This window comes from Halomonas sp., assembly GCF_014859505.1.
GTDB lineage: Bacteria > Pseudomonadota > Gammaproteobacteria > Pseudomonadales > Halomonadaceae > Halomonas.
Genome location: NZ_JACUUD010000056.1, coordinates 1 through 19,153, shown reverse-complemented (window position 1 = coordinate 19,153; position 19,153 = coordinate 1). Strand labels below are relative to the sequence as shown.

Here is a 19,153-nt window from a genome sequence, read left to right as displayed (position 1 = left end):
CCAGCTCGCCCGGTGAGGGGGAGAGTGGGAGGGGGCTCTGGCCTGCGGCCAGTCGCGCCAGGGCGTCATCCACGGCGGCTAGCGGGGGGTGCAGGCGGCGGTAGGCGCTTAGGGTCAGCCCCCCCAGCAGCAGGGCGGCAATGCCAAGCAGCAGCGCGGTGAGGCCGATCTGGCGGTAGTGGCCCAGCACCAGGGGGCTGGCGTCCACGTCGAGCACCAGCCAGGTCGGTTCGGAGCCCGGCAATGGCCAATGGAGACGCCATTCGGTGCCCTGCTGGTCGAGGTGCTGGCGCTCTTGGCGCGGGACTGTGGGCGGCGAGCGAAGGCGGCCCAGCTGCAGCATGGTCTCGCCTCGGGCATCGATGATCCCCAGGGCGCGGACCTCATCGAGCTCCAGCAGGCGCGCCGCGGTGGCCTCCCGCGAGATGGCGTCATCGGCTTCACCCACCAGGGGCGTGATAAGGTCGACGGCCTGCTCCAGGCGGGTCTGAAGCTGCTCGGCGTGGTGCGAGCGGTGCAGTGGCAGGGTCGTCGCGGCGAGCAGCAGCATCAACAACCAGGGCACGATCAGACCGGTCAGCAGCAGGCGGAACTTCAGGGACATCGGCAGGCTCTCTGCAGGTGGCAGCCTTCAGTATGACACAGCCGGAGGGGATGCCTGTCCACTCCGCGGCGGCATGGATATAATGTCTGAAAACCCGTTTCCACAAGGAAGGTTGCATGCATTTCCCCACCCTCGAGGAGGTCGTCGGCCACACGCCGCTGGTCCGACTCAAGCGCATCACCGCCGGGCGCAACAACATCCTGCTGGCCAAGCTGGAGGGCAACAATCCCGCCGGCTCGGTGAAGGATCGTCCGGCCCTCTCCATGCTCGAACAGGCTGAGGCGCGCGGCGAGATCACCCCCGGCGACACCCTGGTTGAGGCGACGTCCGGCAATACCGGCATCGCGCTGGCCATGGCGGCGGCCATCAAGGGCTATCGCATGGTGCTGATCATGCCCGAGAACGCCTCGGAGGAGCGCAAGCAGGCCATGGCCGCCTTCGGCGCCGAGCTGATCACCGTCAGCAAGGCGGGCGGCATGGAGGAGGCCCGGGACGTGACCGAGGCCATGCTGGCCCGTGGCGAAGGCAAGCGGCTGGACCAGTTCTCCAACCCCGACAACCCTCTGGCCCACTATCGCGGCACAGGCCCCGAGGTCTGGGAGCAGACCGGCGGACAGGTGACCCACTTCATCAGCTCCATGGGCACCACCGGCACCATCATGGGGGTCTCCCAGGCGCTCAAGGAACGTAATCCCGAGGTGCAGATCATCGGCCTGCAACCCGAGGACGGCGCCAGCATCGCCGGCATCCGCCGCTGGCCTGCGGAGTACCTGCCCAGCATCTTCGATGCCAGCCGGGTCGACCGGGTGATCGATATCGGCCAGCACGAGGCCGAGTCGCATATGCGCCGCCTGGCCCGGGAGGAGGGCATCCTCGCCGGTGTCAGCTCCGGCGGCGCCCTGGCTGGCGCCCTGCGTGTCGCCGAGGAGGTGGAGAACGCGGTGATCGTGTTCATCGTCTGTGATCGCGGCGATCGCTACCTCTCCACCGGCCTGTTCGCCCCGGAGGCTTGAGATGGCGATGCTGGGCAAGCGGCGGCCGACCCGCGAGCGTTCGGGCGTGTCGGGTCTGCAGGGTCGTCAGGTGCCTCGAGGAGCGCCCGATGACCGTGGTGCCGGCGAGGGTGAGTCCCGGGGCGTTACCATCGAGCGGCTGACCCACGATGGCCGCGGCCTGGCCCATGACACTGCCGGCAAGACCCTGTTCGTGGAGGGGGCGCTGCCCGGGGAGCGGGTCGAGGCGGCGGTGCATCTCACCCGCAAGCGCTACGACGAGGCCCACGTCCGTGAGCTGCTCGAGGCCTCGCCCGAGCGGGTCACTCCCCCCTGCGCCCACGTCGACCGCTGCGGCGGCTGCGACCTCCAGCACCTGGCCGTGCCTGCTCAGCGGCGCCACAAGCAGGCGGTACTGGTCGACCTGCTGGCCCGCCAGGGCATCGAGACGCCCGGCGAGCCGCAACTGCTGGCCGGCGCCGACCAGGGATACCGCCGCCGGGCGCGGCTGGGGGTCAAGGTGGGCGCCGAGGGCCAGCTGCACCTCGGCTTCCGCGCTCGCCACAGCCATCGCCTGGTGGATATCGACCACTGCACCATCCTGATGCCTGCCCTCGACGCTCTGCTGGCGCCGCTGCACCGGCAGGTGGCATCACTCGACGCCCCCCGCCAGGTGGGGCACCTGGAGCTGCTCGACAGCGACGAGGGCGCGGTGCTGCTGGTTCGCCAACTGAAGGAACATGCCGCCGACCGCGCACGCTGGCTCACCTTCGCCGACGAACACCGGCTGCACCTGGCCTGGCTGGCGGGGCGCGAGTCGCCGGCGCTGGAGTGGCTGACCCCGACCCCGGCGCTGAGCTGTCGAGTGCCATCGGCCCCTGGCGCATCGGGCGCTACGGGGGAGCTCACCCTGGGCTTCGCCCCGGGGGACTTCCTGCAGGCCAATGCCGAGGTCAACCGGCTGCTGGTGACCACCGCCCTGACCTGGCTCGACGGGCTGGAGGGTGCGGCGCTGCTGGACCTGTTCGCCGGGGTGGGCAACTTCAGCCTGCCGCTGGCGTCCGCCGGGGCCAGGGTGACGGCGGTAGAGGGCAGTGCGGCCATGGTCGAGCGACTGGCCGACAATGCCCGTGCCAATTCAACGGAGCATCACCTGGCAGTGACGCCCCGCCAGGCCGACCTCAACGATGCCGCGGCGGTCAAGGCACTGCTGGCCGAGGTGGCACCGGATACTCTGCTGCTGGACCCGCCACGCGATGGTGCCGCGGTGGTCTGCGCGGCGCTGGCGGTATCGCCGGTGCCAAGGGTGCTCTACGTCTCCTGCGACCCGGCCACCCTGGCACGGGATGCGGCACGCCTTGTGCATGGCGGTTATCGGCTGACGCGGATCGCCATGGCCGACATGTTCGCGCATACCTCACACCTGGAATCGATGCTGCTGTTCGAACACCCGCGGACAGAACAGCGGCGGAAAGGAGCAACTCCCGATGGTTAAAGTCCGTGAGGAACAGCCCCTGAGCGAGACGGGGCGCGTCGACATCGAGCGCTGGATCGAGCGGCTTCAGGAGGATGTCAAGCTGCGCGACCCGGCCCTGCTGCGCGAGGCCTGCCTGCTGGCGGAGCGCCTGGATCGTGACGTCGACAAGCCCCACCGCCGCTGGCAGCCGGACGGCTCAAGCTTCCGCATGGGTCTGGAGATGGCCGATATCCTCGGCGAGCTGAGGCTGGACCAGGCGACCCTCGAGGCCGCGGTGCTCTACCGAGCCGTACGCGAGGGGTTGGTCGACCTGGAGGCGATTGCCAGGCAGTTCGGACGCGAGGTCACCACGCTGATCGACGGCGTGCTGCAGATGGCGGCGATCAGCGCCTCTCAGACGCCCAGCCATGAGATGGGCCAGCACGACCAGCAGGATAACCTGCGCAAGATGCTGGTGACCATGATCGACGACGTGCGTGTGGCGCTGATCAAGATCAGTGAGCGCACCTGCGCCCTGCGCCAGGTCAAGGACGCCCCCCGGGAGAAACAGCTGCGCGTGGCCCGGGAGGTGTTCGATATCTACGCACCCCTGGCGCACCGGCTGGGCATCGGTCACCTCAAGTGGGAACTGGAGGATCTCTCCTTCCGCTACCTTCACGAGGACGACTACAAGGCGATCGCACGCCAACTGGCCGAGAAGCGTGTCCACCGTGACCGCTACATCGCCGAGGTGGTCGAGGCCCTCAAGGAGATGCTGGAGACCCAGGGCATCACCCGCTACGACGTCGATGGTCGCGCCAAGCACATCTATTCCATCTGGCGGAAGATGAAGCGCAAGCGCATCGACTTCTCCCAGGTGCATGACATCCGCGCGGTACGCATCCTGGTGCCCGAGGTGGCCGACTGCTACACCGTGCTGGGGCTGGTGCACTCGCGCTGGCACCACGTGCCCAACGAGTTCGACGACTACATCGCCAACCCCAAGAAGAACGGCTATCAGTCATTGCACACCGCGGTGCTCGGCCCCGAGAGCAAGGTGCTGGAGATCCAGATCCGCACCTTCGCCATGCACGACGAGGCCGAGCTCGGTGTCTGCGCCCACTGGCGCTACAAGGGCCACGACACCAAGGCCAAGAGCGCCAGCTACGAGGAGAAGATCGCCTGGCTGCGCCAGGTGCTCGAGTGGCAGGAGGAGGTCGGGGACTTCGGCAACCTCAGCGAGGGGCTCAACAGCGACGTGGCCCCGGATCGCATCTATGTCTTCACCCCCGACGGCCACGTCATCGATCTGCCGCGGGTGGCCACGCCCATCGATTTCGCCTACCGGGTCCATACCGAGGTGGGGCACCGCTGCCGGGGTGCCAAGGTCAACGGGCGTATCGTGCCGCTGACCTACAAGCTCAAGACCGGCCAGCAGGTGGAGATCCTCACTGCCAGCAAGGGCGGGCCGAGCCGCGACTGGCTCAATCCCAGCCTCGGCTATGTGCGTACCAGCCGGGCCCGGGCCAAGATCCAGGCCTGGTTCAAGCACCAGGCCCGCGACCAGAATCTGGAGGAGGGGCGTGCGCTCTTCGAGCGCGAGATGAAGCGCCTCGACCTGGAGGACATGGACCTCGAGACCCTGGCACGCAAGGTCAACTACCAGAGCCCCGACGACATGTATGCCGCGCTGGGGGCCGGCGATCTGCGCATCGGCCAGGTGCTTCACCAGGCCCAACAGCTGTTCGGCGAGAACGACGACCAGGAGCAGCTCGACCGCCTGCTGGCCAAGCCCAAGCGCTCGCCGGGCAAGGGGAGCGGGTCGGACATCACCGTGCTGGGGGTGGGCAACCTCAAGACCAGCATGGCCAACTGCTGTCATCCGGTGCCGGGGGAGCCCATCGTCGGCTTCATCACCCAGGGGCGCGGCGTCACCGTCCACCGCCAGGACTGCCCCAACATCCTGCAACTGCGCCTGGAGGAGCCTCAGCGTATCATCGAGGTGGAGTGGGGCGAGCGCGCCCTCACCCAGTATCCGGTCGACATCGAGGTGCAGGCCTGGGACCGCTCCGGCCTGCTGCGCGACGTCACCGGCGTGCTCGGCAACGAGAAGGTCAACGTGCTGGCGGTCAACACCCTGACCGATACCGATGACGGCATCGCCCGCATGACGATCACCCTGGAGGTGGACGGCCTGGAAACCCTGGGTCGACTCTTCTCGCGTATCCAGCAGCTTTCCAACGTCATCGAGGTGCGCCGGCTGCGCAGCGGCGGCAAGGCGGGCAAGCGCAAGGGGAAGGGCAAATGAACCGACACCACGACCTCGACGACCTGTTGACCCTCATGGCGGTGCTGCGTGACGCCGAGCAGGGCTGCCCCTGGGACCTCAGGCAGGACTGGGACTCCATCGTGCCGCATACCCTGGAAGAGGCCTATGAGGTCGCCGACGCCATCGAGCGGCGCGCCTGGCATGAACTGCCCAGTGAGCTGGGCGACCTGCTCTTTCAGGTGGTCTACTATGCCCGGTTCGGTGAGGAGGAGGGGCGCTTCGACTTTCACGATGTGATCCATGCGCTCACCGCCAAGATGCTGCGCCGCCACCCCCATGTCTTTCCCGAGGGCACCTTGGGGTCGCGCCGCCCGCCCGGGGTTTCCGCCGAGGAGATCGAGGCGGCCCAGGTCCACTCCCGCTGGGAGAGCCTCAAGGCCGAGGAGCGGGCCGAGCGAGCCAGCGTGGAACCCGCTTCGGCGGGAGATGGCGCCGCGGCGTCGATTCTGGATGACGTCCCGCGCACCCTGCCGGCGCTCTCTCGGGCCGCCAAGCTTTCCAAGCGCGCCGCGCGGGTCGGCTTCGACTGGCCCGATGCCCGCGGAGTGATCGCCAAGATTCGCGAGGAGCTTGCGGAGGTCGAGGAGGCGCTTGCCGCCGGCGACCGCGAGCACGCTGCCGAGGAGGTGGGCGACCTGCTGTTCGCGGTGACCAACCTGGCGCGCACCCTCAAGGCCGATCCCGAGCGGTGCCTGCGCGCCACCAATGCCAAGTTCGAACGTCGCTTCCGCCATCTGGAGGCGGCCCTGGCCGCCGATGGCGTCTCCCCCGAGGAGGCTGGCCTCGCCCTGATGGAGCGCCACTGGCAGGCCGCCAAGGCCATCGAACGCGCTGCTACCGAATCCGCCACCACATCCGTACATCCCGCCACGGCGGGAGAGCCTCCGGGAGACTCTGGGCCATGAGCCACGACCTGCACGAATCTCTGCGCGACAACGTTCGTATCCTGGGCGACAGCCTCGGGCGCACCATCGCCGACGACCTGGGTGGTGGCTTCGTCGACAAGATCGAGGCCATCCGCGGCTTCGCCAAGCGCGGCCGCCAGAACGACGACCATGCCCAGCGCGAGCTGATCGACTACCTGCGCCGCCTGCCCGACCGCGATCTGCTGCCGGTGACCCGCGCCTTCAACCAGTTTCTCAATCTCGCCAACATCGCCGAGCAGCACTACCGGGCGCGCTTTCGTCGCGTGGAGGACTACCGCCCCGGCAGCCAGCCGGTGCTCAGCGAACTGCTGGCTCGCGCCCGGGAGGCCGGCAACACGCCGCGCAAGCTGGTGGAGACCCTGGCCGCCATGCGCGTGGAACTGGTGCTCACCGCCCACCCCACCGAGGTCATCCGCCGCACCCTGATCCAGAAGTACGACGCCATCGACGACTGCCTCACCGCCATTGAGTCTTCCGGCGACTACCCCGAGCGCGGCGTCCGGGCCAAGGGCCGCCTGGAGGAGTTGATCAGCCAGGCCTGGCACACCGACGAGATCCGCCACGAGCGCCCGACCCCGGTAGACGAGGCCAAGTGGGGCTTCGCGGTCATCGAGAATTCGCTCTGGCAGGCGGTACCCGACTTCCATCGGGACCTGGACAACCTGCTGCTGGAAACTGCCGGCGAACGCCTGCCGCTGGACGCCGCGCCGATTCGCTATGCCTCCTGGATGGGCGGCGATCGCGATGGCAACCCCAACGTGACCTCGCGGGTCACCCGGGAGGTGCTGTTGCTGGGACGCTGGATGGCCGCCGATCTCTATGTGCGGGACCTCGAGCAGCTCAAGACCGAGCTCTCCATGTGGAAGGCCAACAGCGCCTTGAAGGCGGAGGTGGGAGATGCTGCCGAACCCTATCGCGAACTGCTGCGCCGGCTGCTGACCCGAATGGAGGCGACCCGCGACTGGGCCAAGGCGTGCCTGGACGGCAAGCCCTACGACGAGGGCCCGGTCATCGAGAGCCGTGACCAGCTCTTCGCGCCGCTGCTGACCTGCTACCGCTCGCTGTGCGACGTGGGGCTGGATACCATCGCCAACGGCACGCTGCTCGACACCCTGCGCCGGGTGGCGGTGTTCGGGGTGACCCTGACCAAGCTCGACATCCGCCAGGAGGCGGGTCGCCATGCCCAGGTGATGGAGGAGCTCACCGAGGGGCTGGGAATCGGCCACTATCGCGACTGGAGCGAGGAGCAGCGCCAGGCCTTCCTGCTCGAGGAGCTCGCCTCGCGGCGTCCGCTGATTCCCCGCCGCTGGGAGTGCTCCTCGGAGTCCCGCGAGGTGATCGATACCTTCCGGGTGGTCGCCAGCGAGCAGGCCGAGGCGCTGGGGACCTATATCATCTCCATGGCGGGGCAACCCTCGGATGTGCTGGTCGTGGCCCTGCTGATGAAGGAGGTGGGCGGCGAGGTCAAGCTGCCCATTGCCCCCCTGTTCGAGACCCTGGATGACCTGAATCACGCCGGCGGCGTCATCGACCGATTGCTGTCACTGCCCGGCTATCGCTCCCTCACCGACGGCCGCCAGGAGGTGATGATCGGCTACTCCGACTCCGCCAAGGATGCCGGCCAACTGGCCGCCGCCTGGGCCCAGTATCGCGCCCAGGAAACCTTGGTGGATGTCTGCGAGCGTCAAGGCGTCGACCTGACCCTTTTCCACGGTCGCGGTGGCACCGTGGGCCGCGGCGGCGGTCCGGCCCATGCGGCCATCCTCTCCCAGCCGCCGGGCTCGGTGAACGGCAGCCTGAGGGTGACCGAGCAGGGCGAGATGATCCGCTTCAAGTTCGGCCAGCCGGAGATCGCCCTGCGCTCCATGGAGATCTATACCTGTGCGGTGCTGGAGGCGACCCTGCTGCCGCCGCCGGATCCTCAACCCCACTGGCGAGAGGAGATGGATCGGCTAGCCGAGGTGGCCCATCGTGCCTATGTCGGCGTGGTGCGAGAGGACCCGGACTTCGTGCCCTATTTCCGGGCGGTGACGCCTGAGGGCTCGCTGGGTCGCCTGCCGCTGGGTTCGCGGCCCACCAAGCGCCGCCAGGATGGCGGCGTCGAGACCCTGAGGGCCATTCCCTGGATCTTTGCCTGGACCCAGATCCGCCTGATGCTGCCCGCCTGGCTGGGCAGCGGCGAGGCCTTCGCCCGGCGCCTGGAGCAGGAGGGCGGTCTCGAGGTGCTGCAGGAGATGCGCGACAGCTGGCCCTTCTTCGGCACCTACCTGGACATGCTGGAGATGCTGCTGGCCAAGGCCGACGTGGGCATCGCCGCCTACTACGAGTACCGGCTGGTGGACGAGCCCTCGCTCAAGGCCCTCGGCGGCAGGCTGCGCGAGCGCTTCGGGCGCCTCAACGAGGTGCTGCTGCGGGTCCTCGAGCAGCAGGAGTTGCTGGAGAAGACCCCGCTGATCCGTCAGGCGATCGAGGTTCGCAACCCCTACATCGACCCGCTGCACGGCCTGCAGGCCGAACTGCTGCAGCGTAACCGGGACGCGGACGGCGCGATCAGCGCCGACCTGTCCCGGGCGCTGATGGTGACCATGGCGGGCATCGCCGCGGGGCTGCGTAACACCGGCTAGGACCTTCGGCCAGCGACAAGCCTAAAGGAGCAAGTCTCAAGGAGATCCTGGGCTTGCTCCTTTCGTCTGGGAGGACGTCTGGCTTGCCGCTAGAATGGATAGTGCAGCGAGGCGGTGAACAGGTTGAGGTGAGACATGTCCGGGGCATCGAACTCCTCGAACTCCAGGCGGCTGACCAGGCGGTTGAACTCCAGGCGGGCGCCGAGGCCGGTGACACGAGTGGTGCCGGCGGTATTGAGGGCATCCCGGGGTATCACCGCGTCGCCCTCCCAGCCCGCCACGCCGGACTTGGCGTAGAGGCCGAGACGGCCGATACGCACGCCGGCCATCAGGCTGCCACCCAGGCTGACCGAGTTGACCAGCAGGCTGTGATCGCCCATCCGGGTGGGGACCTCGTCGCTTTCGCGATAGCTGAACTCGGCGGCCAGGTCGAGGCGGGGCAGGCGCATCGGGGTGAAGCCGGCGATCACGCGGAAACCGGAGGTGTAGCCGTCCGGCGTCTCGATGTCGCGGCCCTCGATCACCATGCCGTTGTCCAGGCGCATCAGGTCGCTGTCCTTGCCGGCAAACGAGGGGGTGTCATCGGCCAGCGCCAGGGGGGAAGCGGTGGCCAGGCAGGCCACCAGGCAGGCACAGAGGGAACGCGTTCTCATGATCCCTGTCCTTGCGCTGGGGCCCGGCCGATCTCGGCGAGAGCCTCAGGGCGAGTGATTGGTGTCCAAGTAGCCTAGCAAGTGTCGCTCGAGCCCGCCACTTCTCGGGCCCTGAGCCACGCTGCCAGCTCGGCCAGGCGCGGGGCGGCGAGGTCATGGGCGTCGGCGGCGGCCAGCAGCGGGCCGAGGATCGCCTCGTGTTCGGTGGGACGCCCGGCCAGCACGTCCTGCAGCATGGAGGCACGGTTGCCGGCGGTGCCCTCCACCACCCGCCACACCATGGCCCGCCACGCCTCGACGTGCCGGGCGTGCTCATCGCCTCCCGTCATCATGAGCCCCGCGCTGCCGGGCGGAGCAATGCCCTCGGCGGCCAGGATCGCCGCCACCTCGGTGATGATCGCTTTCACCATGGTCCGGAAGGGGCGGTCGCGCAGCTGGCCGTTGCGGATGCGGAAGCGTGCCACCAGGGGGTTGATGGCGGCGTTGACGGCGAGCTTCTGCCACAGCCGCTGGCGGATGTCGTCGACCGCCCGGGAGGCCAGGCCGGCATCGATGAGCGTGGTGGCAAGCTCGCCGGCCAGGGCCCTGGCTAGCTTGGCCTGCCGGCCGGCAAGGGTGTCGTCGAGCGCCCCGATCAGGGTCTCGCCGCGGCCGGCGTGGACCACCCGGCTGTCGCTTGCCAGCCCGGCCTCCAGGTAGGCGCCCTCGGTGGTGGTGGCGCACAGCACCGGCCCGTCATGGCGCCGGCTCAGCCGCGGCTGGCAGCCGAAGCCGTTCTGCCACAGCACCAGCGGTGTGCCTGCGGGCAGGTGGGGCGCCAGGGCCGCATAAGCCGCCTCGGCGCCGTAGGCCTTGGTGGTCAGGTGCACCACGGCAGGCGGCGCGGCCGGCAGCGACCCCAGGGTGGCGGTGGCCACGTTCGCCCTCTGGGCCTCCCCCTGCGGGGTGATCAGCGTCTGCTCGACGGGGAGGCGCCGGCGCCCGATCAGGGTCACCGCCACGGGCGGGCCCGGTCGCGTGGCCAGGCGCAGGCCGATCAGCCGGCCCAGGGCGCCGGGGCCGACGATCCAGTGGGTGTCTCGTGACGTCATGAGCCGCTCCGCTTGCGGCTCGGTCGACGGGCGCCACTTCTGGTGCTGGCGCCCGCCCCGCTGCGGCGTCTCGGGGCCGTACCTCGGCGCCTGGCCGGGGCGCGGCCGCCGGCAACGGGCTCCTCGCCGCCGGCCGTGGCCAGTGCCTGGCGCAGGCGGTCGGCGTCGGCGCTCGCCAGCAGGCCGTGCAGGTCGCGGATCAGGTCACCGAGGAAGGGCGCGGGGTCTGCGCCTTCCTCGGCGATGGCGGAGAGGCGCTGCTCCCACAGTGCGGTGCGCTCCGGGCGGCTGGCCGCTTCGGGCAGCGAGGCGATCAGGGCGCTGCCGAGGCGCGTGGCACGCAGCGCCTTGGCGCGCCGCACCAGGTAGCCGCGATCCACCAGGGTCTCGATGATGCCGGCGCGGGTGGCCTCGGTTCCCAGGCCGTCATGCTCGCGCAGGGTGCGCCGCACCGCGGGGTCGTCCACGTAGCGGGCGATATTCATCATCGCCTTGATCAGGCTGGCGTCGTTGAAGGGCTCCGGCGGGCGGGTCTCGCGATCCTCCACGGCGGCCTCGTCGACCCGGCACGCCTCGCCCTCGCTGAGCGCCGGTAGCGGCGGCGCCTCGTCGCGGGTGGTGAAGAGCGGCTTCCAGCCCGCCTCGAGAACCTCCTGGCCGCGGGCGCGGAAGGCCTCGCCGAGAATCATGAACTCCGCCTTCACCTCCCGGGTGGAGAGCGGGGCATAGAACTGGGCCAGCACGTTGCGGGCGATCATCCGGAAGACATTGGCCTCGGTGGCTGAGAGGCGCGCCGGGTCCATGGGCCGGCCGGTGGGGGCCAGGGCGTGGTGGGCGCCCACCTGCTTGTCGTTCCAGGCCCGCGAGCGCCGCGTGAAGTCGGCCCCGGCCAGCCACTGGCGCAGGGTGTCGTCCGCCCGGCAGGCGCCCTCCAGGGTCGCCCGGGCGGCGGCGAAGTGCTCCTGGGGCAGGTAGCGGCAGTCGGAGCGCGGGTAGGTGATCAGCTGGTGGCGCTCGTAGAGGGCCTGGCAGGTATCCAGCACCGCCTTGGCGGAGAGCCCGTAGCGGCGCGCGGCGTCCACCTGAAGGGCCGAGAGGGAGTAGGGCAGCGGGGCGGCCTGGCGCCGGTTCTGGGTCTCGAGCTTGACCAGCCGCCCCTCGGCGCCGGGCAGCCGCTCGGCCAGGGTCGCGGCGGGTGAGCGCTCAAGCAGCCGCCCCTGGTCGTCCAGGGGCTGGCCCTCGCCGGGCGCCCACCAGGCGCGCAGGGTGCCGCGCTCCACGGCCAGATCCGCCCACAGCACGAAGAAGGGGTGGGGAGTGAAGTCGCGGATCTCGGCGTCGCGGCGTACCACCAGCCCGAGTACCGGGGTCTGCACCCTTCCCACCGAGAGCACGCCGTCGTGACCCGCCTGGCGGCCGGTGAGGGTCCAGGCCCGGGTCAGGTTGATGCCGTAGAGCCAGTCGGCTCGGGAGCGCGCCTCGGCGGCACGATAGAGTGGCTGGTAGCGGGCGTTGTCCTCCAGCCGAGCCAGCGCGCGCTGCACCGCCGGTCGGTTGAGGTCGCTGACCAGCAGTCGCGATACCGCGCCCTTCCAGCCCAGGTGCTCGATCACCTCCTGCACCAGCAGCTGGCCTTCGCGGTCCGGGTCGCCGGCATGGACCACCTCCCGGGCGGCTTTGAGCAGGCCGCGGATCACCGAGAGCTGGCCACGTGCCTTCGGGCGGGGCGTCAGCTTCCAGCGGCCGGGCAGGATCGGCAGGGTATCGAGACGCCACTGCTTGAGGGCCGGATCGTAGGCGTCCGGTGGGGCCTGTTCCAGCAGGTGGCCCAGGCACCAGGTCACGGTGGTGTCGCCCAGGACAATGGCACCTTCCTGCTTGCGGGGCGCACCGGGCAGAGCGTCGGCGATGGCACGGGCGAGGCTGGGCTTCTCGGCGATGATCAGGCGCATGGCAGACTCTTCGGCGGTGTTTCTGGATATTCTTCCAGTAAGCAGCGTCCCATGCCAGGTGTCATCAAATGAATTTGATGTACAATCCTTGTATCGATATTTTTTGTCCAACGAGCGGAGCGACAGCATGCGCGAACGAGGCAGGACGAGACGGCTGCTGGGGCTGGGCGCCAGGACCGGTGGCGCTCTTCTTCGCACCCGGCTGGGCGGCCAGGCCGACTGGCGGGCGCTGGGGGAAGCGCTGTTCGAGGGGCTCTCCGAACTCAAGGGCCCGGCCATGAAGCTGGCCCAGATCATGTCCCAGTGGGACGATCTGCTGCCACCCGATCTGGCCGAGGAACTCGCCCGCCTGCAGCGACAGGCCGAGCCCATGCCCTGGCCGCGCATCCGCGAGAGCCTGGTGGCCCAGTACGGCGATCTCGATGCGGTGTTCCGCGAGATCGAGCAGCGCCCCTTCGCCAGCGCCTCCATGGGCCAGGTGCACCGCGCCGTGACACTCGATGGCGAGACCCTGGTGCTCAAGGTGCAGTACCCGGGGCTCGTCGAGGTACTGGAGAGCGACCTGGCGCAGGTGCGACGGCTGATGCGCCTGGGCCGCTGGTTCAAGGTGCCCCAGGCGCGCCTCGATGCGCTCTTCGAGGAGCTCGCCGCCAGCCTGCGCGGCGAGCTGGACTACCGCGCGGAGGCCGAGGCGCTGGCCCGCTACCGGGAGCGCTACGCCCACCTGGACACCCTGGTGATCCCCGAGCCGCTACCCGAGCTCTGCGGTGAGCGGGTGCTGGCCATGCGCTATGCGCCGGGGACCCCGCTGCGCGACCTGGAGTCGGGCGACGATGCCCTGCGTCAAGGCGTGGCGGTGACCCTGGCCGATTGGCTCACCGAGGAGCTCTTCACCCACGGCGAGCTCCACGCCGACCCCCACGCCGGCAACTTCGCCGTCGACGAGCAGGGGCGCCTGGTGATCTACGACCTGGGGGCGGTGATCCCGGTCCCCGAGCCGCGCCTGCGCGCCATGATGCAGCTGCTCGAGGCGACCCTGGCGGGCGACCCCATGGCCATGGACGAGGCGCTGCTCAGGCTCGGTGGTCGTCAGGGGCAGGGCGCCCCGCTAGCGCTCTACCGGGAATCCGCCGAGGCCGTGTCGCCGCTCTTCGCCCCCGGTGAGCAGGACTTCGGCGACGTGCGGGTGCACCGCCGCCTGCGCGACCTCACCCCCAAGGTGTGGGCCGCCATGGACCGCCTGCAGCCCCCGTCGGACACCTTGCTACTGTCGCGGACCCTGAACGGCCACTACTGGAACCTGGTGCGCCTGGGCGCCCGGCTTGACATGCACGCCCGCACTCGGCCGCTTCTGGAGTGGGCGAGCCAGTGAACGGCTGCCCAGCACCCTGGCAGGCTGGTAGACTGTGCCGTTTTCCGGACGGTGGAGAGTGCGATGCTGGCGGTATGGGTCGAACAGCTGCTGGGGTTTGCCTCGGGGGCGCTCAAGGCGATTCGCCAGGACGAGCGCTATCCGACGCTGATGACCTGGGCCCGCGAGGAGGGCCCGGCGCTGGTCGGGGGTAACCTGCCAATGGCCCAGGCGCTGGCTCCGGAGCTGTGGTCCCAGACGCCGCTGGAACGTCTCGGGTTCGCTACCGAACCCCTGGCGCGTCCGGGCCGCAACGAGCCCTGCTGGTGCGATTCCGGGCGCAAGACCAAGCAATGCTGCGGCGCCGTGACCCTGCCGGGTCCGGTGCCCGGTCACCTGATGTGGATGCTCTCGCTGCGCGAGTGGAAGGGCGGCACTCTCAAGGCGGCCCTGGCCAGCGGCCGCGCACCGGCTCAGGGGCTGCTGGAGGCGGGGCTGATCGCCGCCGAGACCGGCCAGCGGGGCCGTGCCCAGCAGATCCTCGAGTCCTTGTTCGAGCGCGGCGACTGGTCGAAGCTGCCGGAGCAGGCCGAGCCCGCCTTCGAGATCCTCATCGATCTCTACCAGGAACGCGGTTTTCATCGCAAGCGTGAGGCGCTGCTCGATGCGGTGCTCGAGCATGGCCCGCTGTTCCTGCGGGGCGTGGCCCTGGAGCGCCTCTGCCTGATGCACCTCGATGCCGACGACCTGGACAGCGCCCGGGCGGCCTTCGTGCGCGCCCAGCAGGCGCTGCCGGACTCGCCCACCCTGGCCTACATCGAGGCGATGCTGCTGCTCCACGAGGGACACGAGGAGGAGGCCGCTGAGCGGGCCCGCTTCTGGTTCCGCCGTCTCGCCCGCCAGGGCGAACTCGACCCCGACCAGCTGGAATTCCTGGCTGACCTGGCCGATAACCCCGGAGCGACCCTGGCCGAGCAGCTGCTCAACGCCGAGGAGGAGCTGGCCGGGCCGCTCGCCTCCCTGCAGGCCCTGCTGGAGGTGCTGCCCACCGCTCCCCGGTTGAAGGTGACCCGCACCGATGAGGGGCGCCTGGAGTACCGCCAGAGCGAGCGCGAGCAGGCTCTGACCGAAGCCTGGCTCGCCTGTTTCCCGGCGGAGGCGGTCAGCGAGTCGCCGCTGGGGCTGGAGGATGATCCCTGGCCGGCGGCCGGAGAGTGGCTGGCGGAGCTCTGTGCCCACCCCGAGTGGCTCGATGCCCCGGCGGTGCTCCAGGGGCTAACCCTGGCCCTCACCACCCGTTTCGGCAGCCTCCCGTGGATGGCGCCGAGCCTGTTCGTGCCGCTGGCCGAACGTCTGGAGCGCTGGCTCGCGCAGGCGGCCGCCGAGGGGCCCGGCACCCTGGTCTGGGAGGATGGCGACAACGCCTTGCTGCTGCGCACGGGACTGGCGCTGGTGGTGGGCATGGAACGCGGCGCTCGCCAGCGCTCCCGGCAACTCGCCGAGCGACTGCTGGCGCTGGATGACCACGACAGCCTGGGGCTGCGGGAGCTGGTGCTCGACCAGCTGCTGCGCGACGGGCGCGACGACGAGGCGCTGGCCATCAGCTATCCGCCGGAGGGCGAGGAACTGGGCGAGGCGGCGCTGGGTCTGCTGCTGGGTCGGGCGCTGGCGCTGTTTCGTCTCGAGCGCCTGGACGAGGCCGCGGAGGCGCTCGAGGAGGCGTACCGACACAACGCCCATGCTCTGGCCCTGCTGTGTGCCGAGAAGCCTCGCCAGGCGCCCACCCCCGGGGGAGGCGGGGTGGCCGAGCCCGGTTCCCGGGCGGAGGCTTGGCAGTACCGCACCCTGATGCGCGACCAGTGGCGGGCCACCCCGGGCTCACTGGCCCGGCTGGAGGACTGGCTCGATGCCCGCTAGCCGCCTGGAGGGCGTCTCCCGCCGCAGCGCTCCTGGCGACGATCGGGGCCGTGCCGTCAGGCCCCGCGCGGCATCGGTGCTGGCACCAGCTCCCGGTCGCGGCTGATCCAGATCGCCAGCGCGATGGCTGGCAGCCCCAGCGCCGTGGCGATCACGAAGAAGGTGGCGTAGCCCTCGGCGGCCACCACCAGTCCACCGAATCCGCTGAGGAACTTGCCCGGCAGGGTCATCAGCGACGAGAAGAGCGCGTACTGGGTCGCCGTGTAGGCGCGCGAGGTCAGGCTGGAGAGAAAGGCGATGAACACCGCGCTGGCCAGGCCGTTGGCCAGGTTGTCGCCGACGATCGCCATGACCAGCATCGGCAGGCTCTGGCCGGCCAGGGCCAGGCCGGCGAACAGCAGGTTGGTCAGGGTGGCCGCCACTGCCCCCAGCACCAGGATCGGTCCGATGCCGTAGCGGGCTACCAGCAGTCCCCCCAGGATGCCTCCCATCACGCTCATGGCGATGCCGAACACATTGGTGACGTTGGCGATGGTGGCCAGCGTAAAGCCCATGTCGATATAGAGCGGGTTGGCCATGGAGGCCATGGCCAGATCGCTGATCCGGAACACCGCGATGAACACCAGCAGCCACAGCGCCTTGAGGCGGTGACGGGTGAAGAAATCGGTGAAGGGGCAGACGATGGCGCCGATTACCCAGGCTCCCAGGCGACGCAGGTGGCGCGGCTTGCCGCGGCTGGCTCGCAGGAAGGCGCGCACCTTCGGCTCGTGGATCAGCTGGGTGGTAAGCGAGAGCCGCTCGGGCTCCGGGCGCACCAGTACGGTGATCACCCCGATGCCCACCAGGGCCGCCATGGTCAGGTAGGCCGCCTCCCAGGAGAGCCAGGAGGCCACGTACATGGCCCCGGCGCCGGCGGCCAGAAGCCCCCCGCGGTAGCCGATGATGTAGGTGGAGGCCATGGCCGCCTGGATGTCGTCGGGCGCCGACTCGATGCGAAAGGCGTCGATGGCGATGTCCTGGGTGGCGGAGCCGAAGGCCACCAGCAGCGCAAAGCCGGCCACCATCGCCAGGTTCCGGGTCGGATCGAGGCTTGCCAGGCCGACCAGGCCGGCGGCGATCATCGCCTGGGCCAGCAGCATCCAGCCGCGGCGCTGGCCCAGGGTGCGGGTCAGCAGCGGCAGGGCCAGGCGATCCACCACCGGCGCCCAGAAGAACTTGATCGAGTAGAGGATGCCGATCCAGGAGAAGAACCCGATGGCGGCCACCTCGACCCCGTCGCTGCGCAGCCAGGCCGAGAGTGTGGAGAACACCAGCAGGAAGGGCAGGCCGGCCGAGAAGCCGAGGAACAGCATGGTGATCACCGGCGCACGCAGGTAGATCGCCATGGCATCGCGCCAGCTGCGATGGGGCGTTGGGCTGGGCAGGGGGCTTGACATCGGGCAGGGCACTCCTTGCGAGCCACCCGGCGCGGCGGGCGGTCACCGTCGATGGTAGAATCCATGTGGCGCGCCGATTGTTGCAGAGCATCAGCGCCGATACCAGTACCCGGTCACCCCTGGCAGGAGTCCCATGAACGAGAACGATGCAAGCCTCGAGTCCGGCGACAAGGCCGTGCCTCACTGGTACGTGATCCAGTGCAAGGGCGGTGAGTCGTTTCGGGCCGTCGAACACCTGGCCAACCAGGGCTACGAGGTGTTCCACCCGGTGCTCGAGGTGCAGAAGAAGCGCCGTGGCAAGCTGGAGTGGATCAGCGAGCCGCTGTTTCCCTACTATCTGTTCATCCGCCTCGACCAGCTGGTGAGCAACTGGCGCCCGATCCGCTCCACTCGAGGCGTTCTGAAGCTGGTGGGTTTCGGCGACATGCCGGTGGCGGTGAATGACGACCTGATCACCACCCTGCGCGAGCACGGCAGCGAACGCGACGACGCCACCGCCAACCTCTACTTTCGCACCGGCGACGCGGTCACCATCACCGAGGGGCCCTTCAAGGAGCTGCAGGCGGTCTTCGCTGGCCACAAGGGCGAGGAGCGTGCCATCGTGCTGCTCAACCTGCTGCACCGTCAGCAGCGGCTCGAGGTGCCGGTCGAGCAGCTGCGCCGCAGCTGAGCCTCGCCACGCCCCCCTTTCATTTCAAGGAGACTGCCATGACGATCGCTCCCCAGCGGGTCGTGACCCTTCACTATGTCCTGACCGATACCGCCGCCGGCGAGGTGCTGGATGACTCCCGTGCCCGACAGCAGCCGCTGGAGTACCTCCACGGCCACCACAACATCGTCGAGGGGCTGGAGCGAGCCCTGGATGGCCTGCAAGAGGGCGCCGATCTCAGTGTGACCCTGATGCCGGCCGAGGCCTACGGTCTGCGCAACGAGGCGCTGGTGCGCGAGGTGGGCCGCGGCGCCTTCCCGGTGGACGACCTGTCACCGGGCATGCGTTTCCAGACCCCCGGTGAGGCCGGCCCCCAGGTGGTGACGGTATTGGAGGTGCGCGACGACAGCGTGCTGATCGACACCAACCATCCCCTGGCGGGTCGGACCCTGCGCTATCGGCTGGAGGTGCTCGAGGTGCGTGACGCCACTCGCGCCGAGCTCGCCAAGGGCCATCCGCTGCCTCCCGGCACCGACCCTGCCAGCGTGGAAGACAAGAAGGTGCTGTAAAGACTGACCTGCATCAATATTCGCCTCGCCCCTGCAGGATGCCGGATTCAGAATTGATGCAGGTCAGTTTTTTCCCCGCCGCTCCGGGCTAAGGTCCTCTCAACAGATCGAGACGGGAGGACAAGCAGATGTTTCTGGATGACGCCGTAATCTTCGGGTTGGTCACCGTCGCCATGATGATCGCTTTCATGGGTGGTTGGATCGCCTTCATCGTGCGGGATAGTCGCAAGAAGAGGCACTGAACCAGTCATCGCACATAGTCGTCAGGGGAGGGGGGAGTCATCCCCCCAGTAGCCGACCCGCTTGGGTCGGCTTTTTTTCGGTGCGCCAGGCATGGCGCGCAGCGCCTGACTGGCGCTGTTCCCGAGGGTGGTGCCTCGGGATGACTCGGGGGTGAAAGTCCCCTGCACGCCCGGCAAGGGGAAGTGCTAGCCGACGGCAAGGGTGTCTTCCGCGAGGGAGAATCTGAAGGCAGCCCGAGGCAAAACGCTGGCCTGACGAACAGGAAGCGGATACGAGGCGGCATGGCGGGGTGAGATGGCCGAAATCATCAAAGCCCAGTACTTGCACGGAACGCCATGACGTAGATCCGACAGGCATAAGC

The 19,153-nt window shown here is 69.3% G+C and carries 14 protein-coding genes and 1 pseudogene; 10 read left to right on the top strand and 5 right to left on the bottom strand.

What is annotated here, in order from left to right; translation table 11 throughout:
• Positions 1-604 (bottom strand): annotated as a pseudogene (locus IBX53_RS09255) (histidine kinase); the annotation flags it as partial.
• Positions 605-720: 116 nt separating this feature from the next.
• On the opposite strand from IBX53_RS09255, the gene cysM reads away from it, so the two are divergent.
• The 5 genes from cysM to ppc are packed head-to-tail and all read left to right on the top strand — an operon-like array spanning position 721 to position 8,931.
• The gene (cysM, locus tag IBX53_RS09250) at positions 721-1,617 is read left to right on the top strand and encodes a cysteine synthase CysM (protein ID WP_290908339.1); all 897 of its coding nucleotides are present in this window, start codon (positions 721-723) and stop codon (positions 1,615-1,617) included.
• A 1-nt stretch (position 1,618) separates the two neighbouring features.
• Positions 1,619-3,091 (top strand): 23S rRNA (uracil(1939)-C(5))-methyltransferase RlmD, encoded by a 1,473-nt coding sequence (gene rlmD / locus IBX53_RS09245; protein ID WP_290908336.1) that lies wholly within the window; start codon positions 1,619-1,621, stop codon positions 3,089-3,091.
• Positions 3,084-5,360, top strand: coding sequence for a GTP diphosphokinase (relA, locus tag IBX53_RS09240; RefSeq protein ID WP_290908333.1), 2,277 nt, complete (start codon positions 3,084-3,086; stop codon positions 5,358-5,360). The genes rlmD and relA overlap by 8 nt, the downstream gene beginning before the upstream one ends.
• The gene (gene mazG / locus IBX53_RS09235) at positions 5,357-6,286 is read left to right on the top strand and encodes a nucleoside triphosphate pyrophosphohydrolase (protein ID WP_290908331.1); all 930 of its coding nucleotides are present in this window, start codon (positions 5,357-5,359) and stop codon (positions 6,284-6,286) included. Before relA ends, mazG begins: the two co-directional genes overlap by 4 nt.
• Entirely contained in the window at positions 6,283-8,931 is a 2,649-nt protein-coding gene (gene ppc / locus IBX53_RS09230; RefSeq protein ID WP_290908328.1) for a phosphoenolpyruvate carboxylase, read from the top strand. Before mazG ends, ppc begins: the two co-directional genes overlap by 4 nt.
• 89 nt (positions 8,932-9,020) lie before the next feature.
• Here ppc and IBX53_RS09225 read toward each other — a convergent pair whose 3' ends face one another.
• The 3 genes from IBX53_RS09225 to IBX53_RS09215 form a co-directional block, all read right to left on the bottom strand.
• Entirely contained in the window at positions 9,021-9,584 is a 564-nt protein-coding gene (locus tag IBX53_RS09225; protein ID WP_290908326.1) for a hypothetical protein, read from the bottom strand.
• A 74-nt stretch (positions 9,585-9,658) separates the two neighbouring features.
• Positions 9,659-10,675 carry a ketopantoate reductase family protein gene (locus tag IBX53_RS09220; protein ID WP_290908324.1) on the bottom strand — a complete coding sequence of 339 codons (1,017 nt, stop codon included), beginning with the start codon at positions 10,673-10,675 and terminating at the stop codon, positions 9,659-9,661.
• Entirely contained in the window at positions 10,672-12,627 is a 1,956-nt protein-coding gene (locus IBX53_RS09215) for a DNA topoisomerase III (protein ID WP_290908321.1), read from the bottom strand. Before IBX53_RS09215 ends, IBX53_RS09220 begins: the two co-directional genes overlap by 4 nt.
• A gap of 127 nt (positions 12,628-12,754) precedes the next feature.
• Between IBX53_RS09215 and IBX53_RS09210 the strand changes: the two genes are divergently transcribed.
• Positions 12,755-13,999, top strand: a complete 1,245-nt coding sequence (locus IBX53_RS09210; protein WP_290908319.1) for an AarF/ABC1/UbiB kinase family protein — start codon at positions 12,755-12,757, stop codon at positions 13,997-13,999.
• 63 nt (positions 14,000-14,062) lie between these two features.
• Positions 14,063-15,895, top strand: coding sequence for an SEC-C domain-containing protein (locus IBX53_RS09205; RefSeq protein ID WP_290908316.1), 1,833 nt, complete (start codon positions 14,063-14,065; stop codon positions 15,893-15,895).
• Positions 15,896-15,951: 56 nt separating this feature from the next.
• Here IBX53_RS09205 and IBX53_RS09200 read toward each other — a convergent pair whose 3' ends face one another.
• The gene (locus IBX53_RS09200) at positions 15,952-17,319 is read right to left on the bottom strand and encodes an MFS transporter (RefSeq protein ID WP_290908341.1); all 1,368 of its coding nucleotides are present in this window, start codon (positions 17,317-17,319) and stop codon (positions 15,952-15,954) included.
• 145 nt (positions 17,320-17,464) lie between these two features.
• On the opposite strand from IBX53_RS09200, the gene rfaH reads away from it, so the two are divergent.
• From rfaH to ccoM, 3 genes are all read left to right on the top strand, one after another.
• Positions 17,465-18,001 (top strand): transcription/translation regulatory transformer protein RfaH, encoded by a 537-nt coding sequence (gene rfaH / locus IBX53_RS09195; RefSeq protein WP_290908313.1) that lies wholly within the window; start codon positions 17,465-17,467, stop codon positions 17,999-18,001.
• Between the two features lie 38 nt (positions 18,002-18,039).
• On the top strand, positions 18,040-18,549 hold the full coding sequence (locus tag IBX53_RS09190) for a peptidylprolyl isomerase (protein ID WP_290908311.1): 510 nt from the start codon (positions 18,040-18,042) through the stop codon (positions 18,547-18,549).
• Positions 18,550-18,677: 128 nt separating this feature from the next.
• The gene (ccoM, locus tag IBX53_RS09185; protein ID WP_290908307.1) at positions 18,678-18,791 is read left to right on the top strand and encodes a cytochrome c oxidase subunit CcoM; all 114 of its coding nucleotides are present in this window, start codon (positions 18,678-18,680) and stop codon (positions 18,789-18,791) included.
• The last annotated feature ends 362 nt before the right edge of the window (positions 18,792-19,153 follow it).